The sequence below is a fragment of the Paracoccus sp. NIOT.M2S5SZ12 genome, assembly GCF_057748165.1.
In genome coordinates this window covers 149,659-168,195 of the sequence record NZ_JBYLFR010000004.1, presented here as the reverse complement: position 1 = coordinate 168,195, position 18,537 = coordinate 149,659, and the positions used below count along the sequence as shown (strand labels likewise).

Annotated in this window: 21 protein-coding genes; 10 read left to right on the top strand and 11 right to left on the bottom strand. The window is 68.3% G+C overall.

Annotated features, from left to right (window positions below):
- Positions 1-43 precede the first annotated feature (43 nt).
- A complete protein-coding gene (locus AC2SGK_RS05610; protein WP_488322606.1) occupies positions 44-1,366 on the bottom strand; it encodes a FliI/YscN family ATPase in 1,323 nt (440 codons plus the stop codon).
- A 99-nt stretch (positions 1,367-1,465) separates the two neighbouring features.
- Between AC2SGK_RS05610 and AC2SGK_RS05605 the strand changes: the two genes are divergently transcribed.
- From AC2SGK_RS05605 to AC2SGK_RS05560, 10 genes are all read left to right on the top strand, one after another.
- Positions 1,466-1,855 (top strand): FlgB family protein, encoded by a 390-nt coding sequence (locus AC2SGK_RS05605; RefSeq protein WP_488322605.1) that lies wholly within the window; start codon positions 1,466-1,468, stop codon positions 1,853-1,855.
- Positions 1,856-1,867: 12 nt separating this feature from the next.
- Positions 1,868-2,260 (top strand): flagellar basal body rod protein FlgC, encoded by a 393-nt coding sequence (flgC, locus tag AC2SGK_RS05600; RefSeq protein ID WP_488322604.1) that lies wholly within the window; start codon positions 1,868-1,870, stop codon positions 2,258-2,260.
- 12 nt (positions 2,261-2,272) lie between these two features.
- A complete protein-coding gene (gene fliE / locus AC2SGK_RS05595; RefSeq protein WP_488322603.1) occupies positions 2,273-2,557 on the top strand; it encodes a flagellar hook-basal body complex protein FliE in 285 nt (94 codons plus the stop codon).
- A 15-nt stretch (positions 2,558-2,572) separates the two neighbouring features.
- Positions 2,573-2,839, top strand: coding sequence for a flagellar biosynthetic protein FliQ (locus tag AC2SGK_RS05590; protein WP_042250834.1), 267 nt, complete (start codon positions 2,573-2,575; stop codon positions 2,837-2,839).
- Between the two features lies 1 nt (position 2,840).
- The gene (locus AC2SGK_RS05585) at positions 2,841-3,557 is read left to right on the top strand and encodes a flagellar hook-basal body complex protein (RefSeq protein ID WP_488322602.1); all 717 of its coding nucleotides are present in this window, start codon (positions 2,841-2,843) and stop codon (positions 3,555-3,557) included.
- A gap of 9 nt (positions 3,558-3,566) precedes the next feature.
- Complete coding sequence (gene flgG / locus AC2SGK_RS05580) at positions 3,567-4,352, top strand: flagellar basal-body rod protein FlgG (RefSeq protein ID WP_488322601.1); 786 nt, start codon at positions 3,567-3,569, stop codon at positions 4,350-4,352.
- Positions 4,352-4,765, top strand: a complete 414-nt coding sequence (gene flgA / locus AC2SGK_RS05575) for a flagellar basal body P-ring formation chaperone FlgA (RefSeq protein ID WP_488322600.1) — start codon at positions 4,352-4,354, stop codon at positions 4,763-4,765. Before flgG ends, flgA begins: the two co-directional genes overlap by 1 nt.
- Before the next feature lie 11 nt (positions 4,766-4,776).
- A complete protein-coding gene (flgH, locus tag AC2SGK_RS05570; RefSeq protein ID WP_488322599.1) occupies positions 4,777-5,502 on the top strand; it encodes a flagellar basal body L-ring protein FlgH in 726 nt (241 codons plus the stop codon).
- A gap of 9 nt (positions 5,503-5,511) precedes the next feature.
- Positions 5,512-6,063 carry a hypothetical protein gene (locus AC2SGK_RS05565; protein WP_488322598.1) on the top strand — a complete coding sequence of 184 codons (552 nt, stop codon included), beginning with the start codon at positions 5,512-5,514 and terminating at the stop codon, positions 6,061-6,063.
- Positions 6,064-6,160: 97 nt separating this feature from the next.
- Entirely contained in the window at positions 6,161-7,087 is a 927-nt protein-coding gene (locus tag AC2SGK_RS05560) for a glycosyltransferase (RefSeq protein WP_488322597.1), read from the top strand.
- Between the two features lie 3 nt (positions 7,088-7,090).
- Here the strand turns inward: AC2SGK_RS05560 and AC2SGK_RS05555 are convergent, their stop codons facing one another.
- The 10 genes from AC2SGK_RS05555 to AC2SGK_RS05510 form a co-directional block, all read right to left on the bottom strand.
- Positions 7,091-8,149 carry a flagellar basal body P-ring protein FlgI gene (locus AC2SGK_RS05555; protein WP_488322671.1) on the bottom strand — a complete coding sequence of 353 codons (1,059 nt, stop codon included), beginning with the start codon at positions 8,147-8,149 and terminating at the stop codon, positions 7,091-7,093.
- A 41-nt stretch (positions 8,150-8,190) separates the two neighbouring features.
- Complete coding sequence (locus AC2SGK_RS05550; RefSeq protein WP_488322596.1) at positions 8,191-9,204, bottom strand: flagellin family protein; 1,014 nt, start codon at positions 9,202-9,204, stop codon at positions 8,191-8,193.
- A 2-nt stretch (positions 9,205-9,206) separates the two neighbouring features.
- Positions 9,207-10,652 (bottom strand): flagellar hook-associated protein FlgK, encoded by a 1,446-nt coding sequence (gene flgK / locus AC2SGK_RS05545; RefSeq protein ID WP_488322595.1) that lies wholly within the window; start codon positions 10,650-10,652, stop codon positions 9,207-9,209.
- A gap of 36 nt (positions 10,653-10,688) precedes the next feature.
- The gene (locus AC2SGK_RS05540; RefSeq protein WP_488322594.1) at positions 10,689-12,002 is read right to left on the bottom strand and encodes a flagellar hook protein FlgE; all 1,314 of its coding nucleotides are present in this window, start codon (positions 12,000-12,002) and stop codon (positions 10,689-10,691) included.
- A 76-nt stretch (positions 12,003-12,078) separates the two neighbouring features.
- Positions 12,079-12,855, bottom strand: a complete 777-nt coding sequence (locus AC2SGK_RS05535) for a flagellar motor protein MotB (protein WP_488322593.1) — start codon at positions 12,853-12,855, stop codon at positions 12,079-12,081.
- 78 nt (positions 12,856-12,933) lie between these two features.
- The gene (locus AC2SGK_RS05530) at positions 12,934-14,148 is read right to left on the bottom strand and encodes a phenylacetate--CoA ligase family protein (protein ID WP_488322592.1); all 1,215 of its coding nucleotides are present in this window, start codon (positions 14,146-14,148) and stop codon (positions 12,934-12,936) included.
- 10 nt (positions 14,149-14,158) lie between these two features.
- On the bottom strand, positions 14,159-14,980 hold the full coding sequence (locus tag AC2SGK_RS05525; protein WP_045980988.1) for an ABC transporter ATP-binding protein: 822 nt from the start codon (positions 14,978-14,980) through the stop codon (positions 14,159-14,161).
- A gap of 55 nt (positions 14,981-15,035) precedes the next feature.
- Positions 15,036-16,316, bottom strand: a complete 1,281-nt coding sequence (locus AC2SGK_RS05520) for an ABC transporter substrate-binding protein (RefSeq protein WP_488322591.1) — start codon at positions 16,314-16,316, stop codon at positions 15,036-15,038.
- A 47-nt stretch (positions 16,317-16,363) separates the two neighbouring features.
- Positions 16,364-17,440, bottom strand: a complete 1,077-nt coding sequence (locus AC2SGK_RS05515) for a branched-chain amino acid ABC transporter permease (protein ID WP_488322590.1) — start codon at positions 17,438-17,440, stop codon at positions 16,364-16,366.
- Positions 17,441-17,522: 82 nt separating this feature from the next.
- The gene (locus AC2SGK_RS05510) at positions 17,523-18,506 is read right to left on the bottom strand and encodes a branched-chain amino acid ABC transporter permease (RefSeq protein ID WP_411837805.1); all 984 of its coding nucleotides are present in this window, start codon (positions 18,504-18,506) and stop codon (positions 17,523-17,525) included.
- Positions 18,507-18,537 lie beyond the last annotated feature (31 nt).

The window sequence follows — 18,537 nt, the reverse complement described above, 5'->3', positions numbered from 1 at the left end:
CCGCATGCGAGGATCCTGCGCGACCGGTTGCGCCGCGTTGCGCTCAGGCCCGTGCGCGGAGCGGCACGCGCAGCGCCGCCTCCAGTGCCGCGAAGCTTTCGGGCACGCCGGGGCAGCGCCGCGTGACGAATTCGTCCAGCTGCGGGAACAGGCGCACCGCCTCGTCCAGCTTGGGGTCGGACCCCGGCGCATAGAGGCCCGCGCGGATCATCAGCTCGGATTCGGCATAGGCGCCCAGGGCGGCGCGCGCCCGCGCGATGGCCGCGTTCTCGACCGCGCTGGCCGCGTCGGGCAGCGACCGCGAGACCGACCGCACCACGTCCACCGCCGGGAACCGCCCGCGTTCCGCGATGCTGCGGTCCAGCACCACATGCCCGTCCAGCGTGCCGCGCAGGATGTCGGCCACCGGCTCCTCCATGTCCGATCCGGCGACCAGCACGCTGAAGATGCCGGTGATGTCGCCGGTGCCCTCGGGTCCGGGGCCCGCGCGTTCGGCCAGCGCCATGATCAAGTTCGACACCGAGGGCGGAAAGCCGCGATAGCTGGGCGGCTCTCCGGCGGCCAGGGCGATCTCGCGATGCGCCTCGGCGAAACGGGTGATCGAATCGGCCAGGAACAGGACGTGGCGGCCCTGGTCGCGGAAATGCTCGGCCACGGCCATCGCGGCCCAGGCACAGCGCCGCCGAATCAGCGGCGAGCGGTCCGAGGTCGCCGCCACGATCACCGCGCGGGCCATCCCCTCGGGGCCCATGGTCTTCTCCACGAACTCGCGCAGCTCGCGCCCGCGTTCGCCGATCATGGCGATGACCACGACATCGGCCTGCACGCCGCGGGCCATCTGCGACAGCAGCGTGGACTTGCCCACGCCGGACCCCGCAAAGAGGCCGATCCGCTGCCCCGCGACGATGGGCAGCAGCGTGTCGAAGACCGCCATGCCCGTGCCCAGACGCGCACCCAGACGCTTTCGGGTGACGGCGGGCGGCGCCTCGCTGCGAAAGCTGCGCTCGGTCAGGCCGTGCGACAGGGGGCGGCCGTCCAAGGGCTGGCCAAGGGGGTCGATGATGCGCCCGATCCAGTCGTCGCAGGGCGCGATTCGCGGGGCAAAGCACAGCTGCACCTCGGCGCCGACCGACAGCCCCTCGATCGGGCCCTCGGGCAGGACCTGGGCGGTGCGCGGCGACAGGCCCACGACCTCGCCGCCCAGATGCCCGGTGGCGAGGGCGATTCGCACCCGGTCGCCCACCGATGCGCGCCCGTTCAGCCCCTCGACCGCGATCAGCCCTGCGCGGATCGCCTGGACGCGCCCGAAATGCCGCGCCAGCCGCAGCTGCGACAGGCGGCGGGCGATCGATTCGAACTTGTCCATGCGGGGCATCCTTCGCGGCTGAGCATTTTTCGGTCCACGAAACGGTTTCTAAACCAATTGGGGTTAAGACCGGGTTTATCGGAATTGAGGAGAAGCCTCATGTTTGAGAAGATCGAGATGCTGCGGATGGCCCGCGCCATGGGCCAGCACAGCCAGGCCCGCCACATCGAGGTGGCGCGCAACATCGCCAATGCCGACACGCCCGGCTTCCGGGCGTCGGACCTGCAGCCCTTCGCCGACAGCTATCGCCGGGCCGAGGCGGCCGGCACGCTGCGCGTGTCGAACGCGCGGCACCTGGACAGCCCGCAATGGTCGCCCGGCACCGCCCGCGTGATCGAGACCGCGGGCCCGGTCTCGCCCAACGGCAACTCGGTCTCGCTGGAGGACCAGATGGTCCGCGCCGCCGAGGTCAAGCGCCATCACGACCTGTCTCTGACCATCTACCGTTCGGGACTGGACCTCATGCGGTCCAGCCTGGGACGCCGGTAAGGAACCCCACCCATGTCCGATCCGATCTCACCGCTGCGCCTCGCGGCGTCGGGGATGCGTGCGCAGACCGAACGGTTGCGCCACACCGCCGAGAACATCGCCAATGCCGACACGCCCGGCTATCGCCGCAAGCTGGTCACCTTCGAGGAGGCCGTCCGCTTCGGTCGCCCGACGGGCGAGGTCGAGGCCGGGCGCACCATCCTGGACCAGACCGCCCTGCCCCGCATCCACGACCCCGCGCATCCGATGGCCGATGCCGAGGGCTATTACGACGGCTCGAACGTCGATCTGGTGATCGAGCTGGCCGACAGCCGCGAGGCCGGCCGCAGCTACGAGGCCAACCTGCGCATGTTCGAACAGACCCGCCAGATGAGCGCGTCGCTTCTTGATCTCCTCCGTCGCTAGAAAGGCTGACCCATGATCTCCGGACTGAATGCCGCCAAGGCCTATTCCGCCGCCCGCACCGCGGTCGCGCCGCAACCCGGCTCCGACACGCTGGCCCGCGTGGGCCAGGCGGCCGAGGATTTCGCCGCCCAGATGGCCCAGGTCGATCAGGTCTCGGCCAGCACGATGATGGGGCAGACCAGCACCCAGCAGCTGGTCCAGACCATCGCCGAGGCCGAGCTGACCATGAACACCGTCGTGGCGATCCGCGACAAGGTGGTCGAGGCCTATCAGGAAATCCTGCGGATGCCGGTGTAACGGGAGGGTGTCGTGATGGGAGAGACGGTCCTCTTCGACATGCTGCGCCAGGCGCTGCTGATCTCGGTGCGCATCTCGGCCCCGCTTCTGGGGGTGGCGCTGATCGCGGGCGTGGTGATCGGCCTGTTCCAGGCGCTGACCTCGGTCCAGGAGATGACGCTGACCTTCGTGCCCAAGGTGGGGCTGATGCTGGTCGTGTTCTGGGTCTCGATGAGCTTCATGACCACGGCGCTCGCGGATTTCTACCTGGGCGAGATCATCCCCATGATCGCGGGCAGCTGAGATGGACAATGCAATCTATGCCAGCCTGTCGCGGCAATCCGGCCTGATGGCCGAGATGCGCGTCGTGGCCAACAACATCGCCAACGCGAACACCGCCGGTTACCGCCGCGAGGGGGTGATCTTTGCCGAACACCTCTCGGCGCTGGACCGCCAGGGCGACACGTTGTCGATGGCCCATGCCCGCGGCCGCCTGCTGGACCTGCAGCAGGGCTCGCTGACGCAGACGAACAACAGCATGGACCTGGCGATCGAGGGCGAAGGGTTCTTTCTGGTCGAGAGCCCCGAGGGGCTGCGCCTGACCCGCGCCGGAGCCTTCACCCCCTCGGCCGAGGGGGAGCTGATGAACGCCGACGGGCACCGCCTGCTGGACGAGGGGCAGGCCCCGATCATCCTGCCCGCGGGCGCCAGCTCGGTCGCCATCGGCGCCGATGGCACCCTGTCGGCGAACGGTCTGCCCTTCGGACGCATCGGTCTGTTCACCCCCCCAGAGGGCGTCGACCTGAGCCGCCAGAGCGGCACCGGTTTCGCCATCGAGGGCGCCCCCGAACTGGTCGAGGAAGGCCGCATCCGACAGGGCTTCCTCGAGGAATCCAACGTCGATCCCGTCTTCGAGATCACCCGCATGATCGAGGTCCAGCGCGCCTATGAGCTGGGCCAGACCTTCCTGGACCGCGAGGATCAGCGCATCCGCGGCGCCATCACCGCCATGACCCGCTAAGGAACCGCCATGAGAGCCCTGCAGATCGCCGCAACCGGCATGAGCGCCCAGCAGACCCGCGTCGAGGTCATCTCGAACAACCTCGCGAACATGTCCACCACGGGCTACAACGCCCGCCGCGCGGAGTTCGCCGACCTGCACTATCAGCAGGCCGCCCGCCCGGGCAGCGTCACCGCCGCCGACGGCACCGTGATCCCCGCCGGGGTCCAGCTGGGCCTGGGCGTGCGCCCCACCGCCGTCAGCGTCAACCTGCAGCAGGGCGCGCTGACCCAGACCGGCGGCGATCTGGACGTGGCCATCGAGGGCGACGGCTATCTGGAGGTCACCCTGCCCTCCGGCATCTCGGGCTATACCCGCGACGGCGGGCTGAAACGCTCGCCCGAGGGGCAGATCGTCACCTCGGACGGCTATCCGCTGGTCCCCGACATCACCATCCCCGAGGACGCGCGTGCCGTCACCATCAATGCCGGCGGAGAGGTCTGGGCCTCCTTCGCCGACCGGGTCCAGCCGGAGCTCCTGGGCCAGATCACGCTGGCCGGTTTCTCCAACGAGAAGGGCCTCGAGGCGATCGGCTCGAACCTGTTCGTCGAGACCGCGGCCTCGGGCGGCCCGCAGGTGGTCAATCCCGGCCAGGATGGGCTGGGCACCCTGCGCCAGGGCTATCTGGAGGAAAGCTCGGTCGATGCGGTGCGCGAGATCACCGAGCTGATCAAGGCGCAGCGCGGCTACGAGCTTAACGCCAAGGTCATCACCGCCGCCGACCAGATGCTCGGCGCGACGACGCAGGTGCGGTGATGCGGGCGCTGATCCTGGCGCTGGCGCTGATGCCGGGCGCGGCCCTGGCAGGGGGCCTGGGCGCCGCGCGCACCCTGCCGGTGGGCCATGTGATCGCCGCGGGCGACCTGACGGTCATCGACACCGACCGCCCCGGCCTGACCGACCCGTCCGCCGCGATCGGGATGCAGACCCGCATCACCATCTACGAAGGTCGGCCGCTGCACGCCACCATGCTTCAGGCCCCGCGCGTCGTGGGCCGCAACCAGATCGTACGCTTGCGCTTTCGGCGCGGCGCCCTGCAGATCGACACCGAGGGGCGCGCCATGTCGGACGGCGCCGCCGGAGAGCTGATCCGCGTCATGAACATGGCATCGCGCAGCACGGTCACCGCCCAGGTGATGCCGGACGGCACGCTGGCCATCACCCATTGAGAGGAAAGACGATGAAACCCGCCACCCTGCTGTGCCTGATGCTGGCCGCCGCCGGCTGCTCGCGCGCCGCCAATATCGGCCAGGCGCCGGAGCTGACCTCGCCCCGCGACACCGAGGAGTTCCAGGCGATGACCAACCCGCCGCTGAACCTGCCGCTGAACTCGGGCCGCCCCGAGGCCGCCGCATCGCTGTGGGCCGGTACCCAGTCCTCGCTGATCAGCGACCGGCGCGCGGCGATCCGCGGCGACATCCTGACCGTCGTGATCGCGATCGACGACGAGGCCACGATCAGCAACAGCAGCGGCCGCAACCGCACCAGCAGCGAGAACGTGTCGATCCCGCAGATGGTCGGCATCCCGCAGCGCCTTGGCGAGAAGCTGCCCGAGGGGGCCAGCTTCGACAACCTGGCCGATGCCTCGTCATCGTCCTCCTATCGCGGCAACGGCAACATCTCGCGGCGCGACCAGCTGACGCTCAGGGTGGCGGCGACGGTGGTGGACACGCTGCCCAACGGCACGCTGCAGATCCAGGGCACGCAGGAGGTCCGCGTCAACTTCGAGCTGCGCGAGCTGACCGTCAGCGGCTTCGTGCGCCCCGCCGACATCGATCGCAGCAACGAGATCGCCTATGACCGCATTGCCGGTGCGCGCATCAGCTATGGCGGGCGCGGCCAGATCACTGACGTGCAGCAGCCGCGCTATGGCCAGCAGATCGCCGATATCGTCCTGCCCTATTGAGGTGACATCGTGATACGCAAGATCATCCCCCTGTCCCTGCCCGTCCTGGCCCTGGTCGGCGGCGCCTTCGCCGGCGACATGCTGCGCGCACCGAAGGACGCGGAAGCCGCGGCCGCCGGCCACGAGACCGAGGCCGCCGACGCGCATGCCGAACCGGCCGAGGATCACGCGGCCGCCGCGCCTGCCGCCGACGACCATGGCGGGGGGCACGACGCCCCCGCCGCGGGTTCGCCGACCGAGGACGCCTTCTTCACCTTTCCGACCCAGTTCTTCGTGCCGCTGGTCCGGCAGGGCGACATGCGCGACGTGATGATCCTAACGCTGACGCTGAAGACCGACGGCGCCACCCTGCCCAAGCTGGCGCAGAAGGAGCACAGCCTGCGCGACGCGCTGCTGCGTCAGCTGATGATCCATGCCAATACCGGCGGCTTCGACGGCAACTTCACCGCCGATCGCAACCTGGCGACCCTGCGCGACGCCCTGGTCGAGGCGGCCCACGCGGCGACCGACCTGCCCGTCGCCGCGGTCCTGATCGAGGACATCGTCCGCCAGCCGGGCTAAGGCCGCTTGCCCTCCGCGCCGCGGCACGCCAGAACGACAGGGCCAGAAGCAGCCGCTTCGGGCCCTTGTCCGTTCAGTGCCCCGACCCGGAGACGCCATGCCGTCGCATCATATGGTGATCCTGCTTGCGACCTATCAGGGCGCCGCGCATCTGCAGCAGCAGCTGGAGAGCCTCGCGGCGCAGACCCATGCCGACTGGTCGCTGATCGCATCGGATGACGGATCGACCGACGACACCCCGGCCATCCTCGCGCGCTTCGCCGAGGCCCATCCCCACGGTCGGGTGCGCATCGTGCCGGGACCCCGCGCGGGGGCGACCGCGAATTTCCTCTCGCTGCTGGAGCAGGTCCCCGAGGGCGCCTTTGCCGCCTTCTGCGACCAGGACGACCTGTGGTTTCCGCCCAAGCTGCAGCGCGCGGTCGCGGCCTTGGCGGACCTGAAGGGGCCGGGCCACTATGCGGCGCGCACGATCATCACGGATGCGCATCTGACCCCACTGACGCCCTCGAGGCGCTTCCTGCGGCGGCTCTCGTTCCGAAATGCGTTGGTCCAGGCCTGCATGGCGGGCAACACCTCGGTCTTCGATCCGCAGGCGGTGCGGCTGCTGCAGCGCGCTGTGCCCCATGCGCGCCGGGCTGGCATCCTGTCGCATGACTGGTGGGCCTATCAGGTCACCGCCGGGCATGGCGCGACGCTGATCCATGACCCGGAACCGGCGCTTCTCTATCGTCAGCATGCCCGGTCCGAGGTCGGCCGCAACGACACGCTGCCCGCCCTGGCCGCCCGCCTGCGCCAGCTGATGGCCGGGAATTTCGGCGACTGGCTTCGGGCGAACCACGACAGCCTGGCACCGCTGGATCTGACGCCGGATGCGCGTCGCACGCTGGTCCATCTGCGCGACGCATTGAAGGCGCGCGCGCCGCGGGCCGTGATGGCGCTGCGACGCGGCGGGTTCTATCGGCAGACTCGGGCCGGGACGGCGGCGCTGTATCTCTCTGCCATGGCGGGCCGCCTGAAGGGCTGAGCGTCACTCCACGATCAGATCGGCATGCAGCGCCCCCGCCGAATGGATCGACTTCAGGATGTCGATCATGTCGCGGGGCCGCACCCCGAGCGCGTTGAGCCCGTCCACCAGGTCCGACAGGTTCGTCTCTCCGGCGACCTCGACGAAGCCGATCCCGGGCTCCTGCGTCACGTCGACCGCGGTGCGCGGCACGGTCACTGTCTCGCCCTCCGCGAAGGGGTTGGGCTGCGACACCAGCGGCGCCTCGGCCACGCGCAGGGTCAGGTTGCCCTGCGACACCGCCACGCGCGAGATGCGCACCCGCTCTCCGACGACGATCGTTCCGGACTTGTGATCGATGACGACCTTGGCGCGATCCTCAGGCTCGATCATCAGGTTCTCGATCCGGCCGACGACGCGCGCGGGGTTCACGTCCCCCAGGCCGCGGAAGTTGACGACCACCGTGCCGCTGTCCAAGGTCACCGCCAACTGGCGGTTGAAGTCGCGGTTGATGGCATCCTCGACCCGCGTAGCGGTGGTGAAGTCGGCGTTGCGCAGCGCGATCCGGATGTCGTCGATGCCGGCAAAGTCGAACTCGACCTCGCGCTCGACCCGGGCACCCACGGGAATGCTGCCGGTGGTGGGAACGCCCTCGACCACGCGGGCCGCGTCGCCCTCGGCGGAGACGCCTCCGGCGATGATCGACCCCTGCGCCACCGCATAGATGTTGCCGTCCGCCGCCTTCAGCGGCGTCATGACCAGCGTGCCGCCCAGAAGGCTCTTGGCATCGCCGATGGCCGACACGTTGACGTCGATCCGGCTGCCCGACCGCGCAAAGGGCGGCAGCGTCGCCGTCACGATCACCGCCGCCACGTTCTTCGAGCGCAGCGCGTCGTCGGTGACGTTCACGCCCAGCCGCTCCAGCAGCCCGGCCAGCATCTCCTCGGTGAAGGGGGCGTTGCGCATGCCGTCGCCCGATCCGTCCAGGCCCACGACCAGGCCATAGCCGACCAGGTCGTTGCCCCGCACCCCGTCGAAATCGGCCAGATCCTTGATCCGCACCGGGACCGCCAGGGCGGCCATGCTGAAGGCCAACCACAGCACGATGGCCTGAAGAACCGTTTTCACCGCAGGAAATCCACCAGCTTGAGTTTCGACAACCGGGCCGTCACCGCATAAAGCGATTCTAGTTGGGACTGCACTTCGTTCAGCGCCGCGGCGGTCTCGAACGGGTCCGCACTGCGGATGTCGCCGCGCGCCCGTTCCAGCGTGTTCAGGCTGGCGCCGTTGGTCACCTGCGCGCGCTGCACGGTCTGCTGATCCAGGCCGACGCGGCCCATCTCGTTCAGGACGGTGCCGTCGGCGGTGATCATCGTCCGCCCCGCGATCGACAGCAGCGCGGCCTTTTCGGAATGGCTGCCCGCCAAGGCCCCTCGGTCGATGATCGCGGCCGTCGCCAGACCCTTGAGCAGATCGCGCACCGCGGGACTTGCGGCGGTCGTCTCCATCTCCACCGCGACCCCCTCGCCAACCATGATGCGCTGCGGCGGCCCGAAAGTGCCGTGATAGGCGACGTCCAGAAAGCCTCCGCCCCCCGATGGCGCGTCGAACCATCCGGCGATGGCCTGCGCCACGTCATCCGCGGTGGTCATGCCGGCGGTCAGCGCCTGCAGACTATCCAGGATGTCCCCGGGCTCGGAGATCGGTCGGATGTCGCTGGCGTCGCCGGACAGGATGTGGCGGTTGCTGTTCGTGCCGTTGAACTTCTGGATGACGCTCGTGAAGGCGCTCACGGCCTCTTTGGTGCGGGTGTTCAGCAGGGCCTCGTCAGCGAAGGGGCTGATGCCCAGGGCCATGCCCAGGTCGGCGGTGGTGCTGCGCACGCCCTCGAACATGTCCTGGACCGCCTGCAGCCGGATCGCGGCATCGGCGCCGTTCTGCTGCATCTGGCCGGTCAGGCGGATGCGGCTCTCGATCTCGCTCAGCGCGCGGGTGTTGCCGTTCACGCGCTTACCGATATCGGCGACCTGCCCCGAGGAGACCTCTTGGGTCAGCGTCGCCATCGTCGTCTTGATCCGGTTCGAGGCGACCTGCAGCGCATAGGCGCGCGCCTGGTCACCGATACTGTTCAGGGTCACGGCTACATCCTCAGGATCTGGTTGATCATGTCGTCCACGGCGACCAGCACGCGGGCGTTGGCGGCATAGGACTGTTCGTATTGCAGCAGGCGCTGCATCTCGGCATCGCTGTCCACGCCATCGGCCATCATGCTGCCCGAGATCGTCGACTGACGGCTGCTGCGGATTGACAGATCGGCCTCGGCCTCCACGCGGCGGGCGGAGACGCGCGATTCGACGATGCCGAAGCGCTGTGCCAGCGTCGCGTTGCCCTCGAAGCCGGTTCCGGCCCCTGCGGGACGCGATGCATCCATCGCCCCGACCAGCGCCGACAGCACGGCACCCTGCCCCACAGGGCCATCCGTCAGGGCCTGCAGGCCCGCGCGAAGACGCCACAGCTGCCCGCCCTGCCGGGGATCGACCGCCGCGTTGAGGGCGAGACGCCCGGCCAGGCCGGTGCGCGCGGCCGGATCGGCGCGGGCGCCGGCATCGGTGAACAGGCCGGGATCCGTCGCGCCCAATGTCGGATCGACAGCCGGGTCGGCCAGCCGCTGTTGCAGATCGAAGGCCATGTCGTCCAGTTCGGACTGCAGGCGCGGCGCCATCTCGTCGCGAATCGCGAAGTTCGCTGCCAGCGATCCTCCGCCGAAAAGCCGCATCTGGCCCGCGCTCAGCGCAGTGCCGTTCAGCGTCAGAAGCTCAAGCGGCGCGCCGACGACCTGATCGGCGGTCACCTGGTCGCCGCCCTGAAAGCCCAGCCTGGCCGGAACGCTGCCATCCAGTAGCACCGCGCCTTCGGCGGTGAACAACGCGACCTTTCCGGCCTCGCGCGCGACCTCCTGGATCGGCACGATGGCCGAGATCCGGTCGATCATCTGCTGACGCTCGTCCATCAGCGGGGTGGCGTCCTTGCCGTCCGCGTCCAGAACCGCGATGCGCACGTTGAGGAAGGCGACCCGCTCCAAGGCGGCGTTCACCGTGGCCACGTCGGACCGGATGCCCTGCTGCGCGGCGCCGCGCATGGCCTGCACCTCGGCTGAGGCCGTGTTCAGCCGATCGGCCAGCGTGCCGGCCGTGCTGACGACCTGGGACAGGCGGATCTCGTCGTCGGGGCGGGTGGAGGCCGCACTCAGCGCGGCCTGGAAATCGGTCAGCGCCGTGGTCAGCGCATGCGGCTCTCCGGGCAGGCCCACGACCTTCTCGGCCCGCTTGTGGAACGCGGCCTGGGTCGACATGTCACCCACCGCCGAGGCCGCAAGCCGCTGTTCGGACAGCAGGCTGGCGTTCACGATGCGGGTGATGCCGTCGATGCGCACGCCCCCGCCCTGCAACTGGGCGGTGACGGCCATCTCGCGGCGCGCATAGCCCGGTGTCATGACGTTGGCCAGGTTCGACGCCACCGTCTCGGTTCCGCGCGCGGTGGCGGTCAGCCCCGACATCGCGTTCGATATCGCCTTGGCAATGCTCATGTCCGGCCTCCTTCACCCGACCCCCTGCGGGGCGGGTCAGCGCTTGATGTTAGTGGTTTCCTGGAGCATCTCGTCGACCGTCTGGATGATCTTGGCATTCGACGAATAGGCGCGCTGCGTGGTGATCAGATAGGTCAGCTCCTGCGCGATGTCCGTGGTCGAGGCCTCGCGCGAGTATCCCGCGATCTCTCCGGTCGGGCCCGAACCCGCATCCCACAGGAAGAAGCTGCCGGATTCGCGTGACGGCTTGTAGGCCTGCCCCTCGACCGCCTCGAGGCCGTTGGGGTTCGACACGTCCACTACTGGGATCTGATAGAGCGTCTTGACGAAGCCCGTGTCATAGGTCGCGTTCACGCGGCCCGCCTCGTCGATCTCAACCGACACCAGCTGCCCGGCAGGCGAGCCGTTGCGGATGATATTGGACGGGGAGAAGGGCGCGGCCAGCTGCTTCAATCCGGTCGTGCCGCCTTGCACGCCGACGAACAGCTCGATCTCGCTCTCGCCGTTGTTAACGTCCAACATGATGGTGCCCGAAGCCGCGTCATAGGTGCCCGCGCCGGTCAGCGGCGTCACCGAGGCGATGCTGCCGCCCTGAGCCTGACTCGCGTCGAACTCGACCCGGAAGCTGGCGATGGAGGCGCCGCCCGAGGCGGTGTCGGTGATGTTCACGACCCAGGTGTTGGACAGGCCCGGCGTGGCGGGGTCCACCTGCGGGGTGAAGGTCATCTCCAGCCGCTCGGAGGTGCCGAGGTTGCCGAAATACTCGACCCCGACGGGGATGGGCGTGCCGCCTGCGGTGGACAGCGTCTCGGTCGCGGGCAGGTTGGCGCCGATCTCGACCCGGGTGGTCGGATCGCCGACCGGACGGTTCGATTCGATGACGATCGGACGCAGTGCGGTGGGCGTGTCGCGCGCCACCAGCGGCAGGCCTCCGTCCGAAGCGGTCGGCCAGCCCATCAGGACAAGCCCGCTTTGCGTGCGCAGGATGCCGTTGGCGTCGGGGCGGAACGATCCGGTCCGCGTCATCAGCATCTGCGGCGCCTCACCGCTGTTCACGTCGGCCAGCGTGGTCACCGGCAGCATGCCCCGACCGGTCATGGCCAGGTCCAGCGGGTGCGAGGTGGTGACGATGGCGCCGTCCTGCATCACGACCCGCTGCGTCGAGGTGCGCACGCCCCCCGCGGTGTAGAGGCCGCTCCCCTGCCCGACGATCATCGAGGCGAATTCCGTCTCCACCCGCTTGTAGCCGAAGGTCGAGGCATTCGCGATATTGTCCGAGATCGTGCCGAGCCGGGACGAATTCGCAGCCAGCCCGGAGACGCCGGCATTCATCGCAGAGGAAATGGACATGGACAGACACCCTTCTGATTTCGGTCTTGTCCGTCACCCTGCCCATGAACGCTTAAGATAAGGCTAACCGGGACGCCTATCTCAGTAAAATCAGCTCAATCCGGTTGTTCAGCGGGTCCATCGGATTGGCCTGGCGGTTCTTGCGGTCGGCATGGCCGCTGACCCGCTGCACGCGGCGGTCGTCGAAACCCTGCTGTTCCAGCAGGTTGCGCAGCATGTGCGCCCGCGCGTCCGACAGCGGCCAGACAGGCGATTCGACCAGCGTCTCGGGATAGGCGCGCACATGGCCCGCGATCGCCACGTCATTGCGCACATGACCCACCACCCGCGCGATGATTCCCGCAAGCTCGGTCAGGGCGGGCATGGGCTGGGCGGTGTCCTCGACGAACAGCGGCGCGTCGGTCAGGTCGCCCAGCTCGATCACCAGGCCCTCGTCGGTCATGCGGGTCACGACATGCTGCAGCAGGTTGGTCAGCTGCGCCGATTCGGCGCCCGTGCCGGTCAGGCTGTCCTGGACCGCGCGGGCGACCTCCTCGAAATCGCCGGCGCTGTCGCTGTCGGGCAACGGCGCCTCGACCGCGTGGCGCACGCCCTCCTCGGCGCCGTCGCCGCCACCGCTGAAGGTCGAGGACGGGGTCTGGATCACCGTCGGCGCGAAATAGTCGGCCAAACCGGTCTTCTGCTCCTCGGTGGTGGCGTTCAGCAGCCACATCAGCAGAAAGAACGCCATCATCGCAGTCACGAAATCCGCATAGGCGACCTTCCAGGCGCCGCCATGATGGGCGCCGTCACCGCCACCCTCGACGCGCTTGATGATGATGGACGGCCCGTTCAGCCCCTTGCCCGCAGCCATGATGTCACCCTTTGTTCCGCTCGGATTCCGTTGTCGCCGGGCAAAGGGTTACAAGCAAGTTAACGGATCAAATGCGTCCTATTCATACTGGCGGCGGTCCTCGATGACCTTGCCATCGTTGGGCAGGCTGCCCGGCGCGACCAGTTCCACCCGCCCGCGCAGCTTCAGCGTGTCCATGACCGAAGCCGCGTAATCGCCCTCGCCCGACGCGGTCTCCAGCTGGACGGTCATCACGTCCATCTCTCCGTCGCGATCGGCAATGACGCGGGCGCGGGCCACGTCGGAATGGCGCGCGACCAGCGCCGCGACCTGCTCGGGGCGCACGAACATGCCCTTGATCTTGGTGGTCTGATCGGCGCGACCCATCCACCCCTTGATGCGCATGTTGGTGCGACCGCAAGGGCTGGTGCCCATCATCACAGCGGACAGATCCCCCGTGGCAAAGCGGACCAGCGGATAGTCGGGGTTCAGCGTGGTCACCAGAACCTCGCCGACCTCGCCCTCGGGGACCGGATCGCCGGTGCCGGGACGCACGATCTCGACGATGACGCCCTCGTCCACGATCATTCCCTCCATCGCCTCGCTCTCATAGGCGATGTTGCCCAGATCGGCGGTGGCATAGCATTGCCGCGTAACGATCCCCCGGTCGGCATACATCTGGCGCAGCGACGGGAACAGCGCGCCGCCGCCCACCACGGCCTTGGTGAAGGACAGCACCTCGCCCATCTCGTCGGCACGATCCAGGATCACCTTGAGGAAATCGGGCGTTCCGGCATAGCAGGTCGTGCCGATGTCGACGGCCGCGCGCACCTGCAGCTCGGTCTGCCCGGTGCCTGCGGGCAGCACGGCCGCATCGACGGCCCGCGCGCCCGATTCGAACATCATCCCGGCCGGCGTCAGGTGATAGCCGAAGCAGTTCTGGACGATGTCGCCCTGCCCGACGCCCGCGGCATGCAGGAAGCGGCCAAGCCGCCACCAGTCGCCCTCGCGGCGGCCCGGCTCATAGATGGGGCCTGGGCTCTGGAAGATGTGGTCGAACTGCGCGGCGGGGCGGGTGGTGTAGCCGCCGAAAGGGGGCTGCTTGCGCTGCGCCTCGGACAGCTCGGCCTTGCGGATCACCGGCAGGCGCGCCAGCGCGGCGCGGTCGGTCACCGCTTCCGGTTCCACGTCGCGCAGAAGGCGCGCCATCGCGGGGGCCAGCTTGGCGCGGCTCAGCGCCAGCGGCAGGGCCTGGGCCAGCGCCTCGGCGCGCTGACCCTCGTCGCGCGTTTCCAGATCGTCGTAATATCCCATGATGACCCCCTCAGGCCAGCCAGCGCTTGCGCCGGCGATAGCTGCGCACCTCGCGGAAGGACTTGCGCCCCTCGTCCGACATGCCCAGGTAGAATTCCTTGACGTCCGGGTTCTCGCGCAGCTGCGCGGCCGGACCCTCCATCACGACGCGCCCGTTCTCCAGGATGTAGCCTTGATGGGCATAGCGCAGCGCGACGTTGGTGTTCTGCTCGGCCAGAAGGAAGGTGACGCCCTCGCCCTCGTTCACGGCCTTGACGATCTGGAAGATCTGCTCAACCAGCTGCGGGGCCAGGCCCATCGACGGCTCGTCCAGGAGGATCATCTGCGGACGCGACATCAGCGCGCGCCCCATCGCGGTCATCTGCTGCTCGCCGCCCGAGGTGTATCCGGCCTGGCTTTTCCGCCGCTCGCGCAGGCGCGGGAAGTAGTCATAGACCATCTCCAGGTCGCGCTTGATGGCGGCCGACCCGTCGCGGCGGGTATAGGCGCCGGTCAGCAGGTTCTCCTCGACCGTCAGGTGCTCGAAGCAGTGACGACCTTCCATCACCTGGATGACGCCGCGCCGCACCAGGGCGGCCGGGTCCAGCGCGGTGATGTCGTCTCCCTGATAGGTGATCGACCCCTTGGTCACCTCTCCGCGTTCACTGGCCAGCAGGTTCGAGATCGCCTTCAGCGTCGTGGTCTTGCCCGCCCCGTTGCCGCCCAGCAGCGCGGTGATGCCGCCCTTGGGCACCGTCAGGCTGACGCCCTTCAGGACCAGGATGACGTGGTTGTAGATCACCTCGATGTTGTTGACGTCCAGCAGCGTCTCTTGGGTGCGGGTATCGAACATGGGCTGTCCCCTTGGATGCGGGACCGGCGGCGGGGTGACCGCCGCCGGTCGTGGATCAGTTGCAGCGCGCGGTCAGGCCCGCCTCGGCGGCATAGGCGGCGCTGTCCTCCTTGATCAGCGGGTCCAGGATCTCGGCATCCGGCTCGATGAAGTCGGTGATCAGCGACCAGCTGCCCTCGGCGGCGTTCCACTGCTGCACGCGGGCCAGGCCGTCGCCGCCGTGGTTGTCGCAGGACAGCGCGATGGGCGCGCCGAAGTCGGGCAGGCCCAGCTCGGCCATGCGCTCGGCGGTGATGTCCAGCGCCTCGAAGCCGTCGCGCATCTGCGCGGGCGTGATCTCGGAGGTGCCGGCCAGCTCCTGCGCCTTGGCGATGGCCTCGGCGATCACCAGCGCCGCATAGGCGCCGCGCGAATAGAGCACGCTGCCCGCCTGATCGCCCGCACCCGCGGCCTTGCCCGCGTCATAGACATATTGCTGCAGGTCCTCGTAGAGCGGATAGTCGCGGCCCACCCCGTGGAAGGTCAGCGCCTTGTAGCCGTCGGCCCCGGCACCCGCCGCGCGCACGTCGTTCTCGGAGCCCGACCACCAGATGCCGATGAACTTGTCCATCGGAAAGCGGATGTTCACGGCCTCCTGGATGGCGACCTGGTTCATCACGCCCCAAGCATACATGATCACGTAATCGGGCCGGTCGCGGCGGATCTGTAGCCATTGCGACTTCTGCTCCTGGCCGGGCGCATCGACCGGCAGCAGGCTCAGTTCGAACCCGTGCTTTTCGGACAGTTCCTCCAGCGTACGGATCGGCTCCTTGCCGTAGGCGGAGTTGTGATAGACCAGCGCGATCTTCTTGCCGGCGAGATCGCCCCCCTCCTGATCCAGAATGTGCTTGACCGCGACCGAGGCGCCATCCCAGTAGTTCGCGGGCGCGTTGAACACCCATTCGAAAACCGTGCCGTCCTTGGCCGAGGTGCGGCCGTAGCCCGGCGTATAGAGCGGGATGCCGTCCTGGGTGATCCGCGGGATCAGCTGATAGGTGATGCCGGTCGAGAGCGGGTTCAGCACCAGCGGGTTCTGGCTGCGCAGCGACTCATAGCACTCGACCCCCTTCTCGGTGTTGTAGGCGGTCTCGCATTCCGGGACCTGGACGATCTGGCCGCCGATGCCGCCGTCACGCTCGTTCAGCAGCGTGAAATAGTCGGCGAAGCCGTCGGCATAGGGGATGCCGTTCGCGGCATAAGGGCCGGTCCGATAGGACATGTTCGGCACGATCAGGTCGGCCAGGGCGGGGCTTGCGACCATCAGCGTGGTGGCCAGGGCGGTCAGGGTCAGTCTCATTGCGGGTCTCCTCCCAGAGATGCGATGCCGGTTGCCCGGTCTTGACGTTAATGCGGGAACGGCCACAGGCGCAGCTTGTCCTTGGCCAGGCGCCACAGGCGCGCCAGGCCGTGCGGCTCGACGATGAGGAAGGTCACGATCAGCGCGCCGACGATCATCAGCTCGATATGGGCGGCCAGATCGGTGGGCCAGCCCATGTTGCCGACCAGGAAATTCTTGAGCAGGACGGGCAGCAGCACCAGGAAGGCCGCGCCGGCGAAGCTGCCGAAGATGCTGCCCAGGCCGCCGATGATGATCATGAACAGGACGAGGAAGCTCTTGTTGATGCCGAAGGCCTCGCCGACCTCGGCCGCGCCCAGATAGACCGCGAAGAGCAGCGCGCCCGCGATGCCGACGAAGAAGCTGCTGACCGCGAAGGCCGACAGTTTCGCGCGCAACGGGTTCACGCCGATGATCTCGGCCGCGATGTCCATGTCGCGGATCGCCATCCACTTGCGCCCGATGCTGCCCCGCGTGAGGTTGCGCGCAAGCCAGGCCAGCGCGAAAGCGAAGACGAGGCAGATCAGGTATTTCGCCGGCGCGCTGGCGGCGGGGCCGGTCACGGCCTGGTCGAACACGGTGCGCGTCGGCGCGGTGATCTGACCCGAGGCCGAGTAGTTGTAGAACCACGGCACCTTGTTGAACAGCCAGACCAGGAAGAACTGCGCGGCCAGCGTGGCGACCGCCAGGTAGAAGCCCTTGATCCGCAGGCTGGGCAGGCCGAAGAGGACGCCAACCCCGGCGGTGATGCCGCCGGCCAGCAGGATGTGGACGACGATGCTGACATCGGGGAATGCCGTCATCAGCTTGTAGACCGCATAGGCCCCCACCGCCATGAAGCCGCCGGTCCCCAGGCTGACCTGACCCGCATAGCCGGTCAGGATGTTCAGCCCCAGGGCCGCGATCGCGTAGATCAGGAAGGGCACCAGCACCGCGTTGGCCCAGTAGTCGTTGATGACGAAGGGAATGATCCCGAAGGCCAGCGCCAGGATCGCGTAATAGCCCCAGCGGTCCAGCCGGATCGGGAAGGTCTGGCTGTCATCCCGGTAGCTGGTCTTGAAGTCGCCTGCCTCGCAATAGATCATGCGGTCGTTCCCTGTGCTGCGGTCGTCGCGGGGGCCAGCCCCCGCACCCCCGGGATATTTTTCTGAAGAAGAAGGGGCATGCTCACACCCGCTCGATGATGCGTTCGCCGAACAGGCCCTGGGGTCGGAACACCAGGAAGAGGAGCGCGAGGACGTAGGCGAACCAGTTCTCGGTCGCGCCGCCGACCATCGGGCCGATGGCGAATTCGAACAGCTTCTCGCCCACGCCGATGATCAGACCGCCCACGATGGCGCCGGGGATCGAGGTGAAGCCGCCCAGCATCAGCACCGGCAGCGCTTTGAGTGCGATCAGCGACAGGCTGAACTGCACCCCCGACTTCGTGCCCCACATGATGCCCGCGACCAGCGCCACGAACCCTGCGATCGACCAGACCATCACCCAGATGAAGCGCAGGCTGATGCCCACCGACATGGCCGCCTGATGGTCGTCGGCCACGGCGCGCATGGCGCGGCCCTGCTTGGTGTATTGCGCGAAGGCCACCAGGCAGGCGACCAGGATGGCCGCGATCACGGTCGCCCAGATGTCCAGCCGGTCGATGAAGAAACCGTAGCCGAACCATTCCGCGGTCAGCGCCTCGACCCCGTCCGAGATGCCCTGCGGCAGGCCCACGTCCAGCGCCTTGATGTCGGCGCCCCACATCACGTCGCCCAGGCCCTCCAGGAAGTAGGCGAGCCCGATGGTCGCCATGAAGAGGATGATCGGCTCCTGGCCCACCAGATGCTGCAGGACCAGCTTCTCGATCAAGAAGGCCAGCAGAACCATGACCAGCGCGGTCAGGGCCACGGCCAGGACCGCGGGCACCGTCCAGCCGAAATGGTGCAGCTGCGTGCCCAGGGCCGCGTTGATCAGATGCGCGAAGGGCACCTGGCCGTTCTGGATGCCGACCAGCGTCAGCGCCGCGAACAGCGCCAGCACCCCCTGGGCATAGTTGAAGACGCCCGACGCCTTGAAGATCAGCACGAAGCCCAGCGCCACCAGCGCGTACATGACCCCGGTCATCAGGCCGTTCAGCACGACCTCGGCGGCGAAGATCAGCTGGTCCATGGGTCGCGTCCTTTCACTGCTGCACGGATCG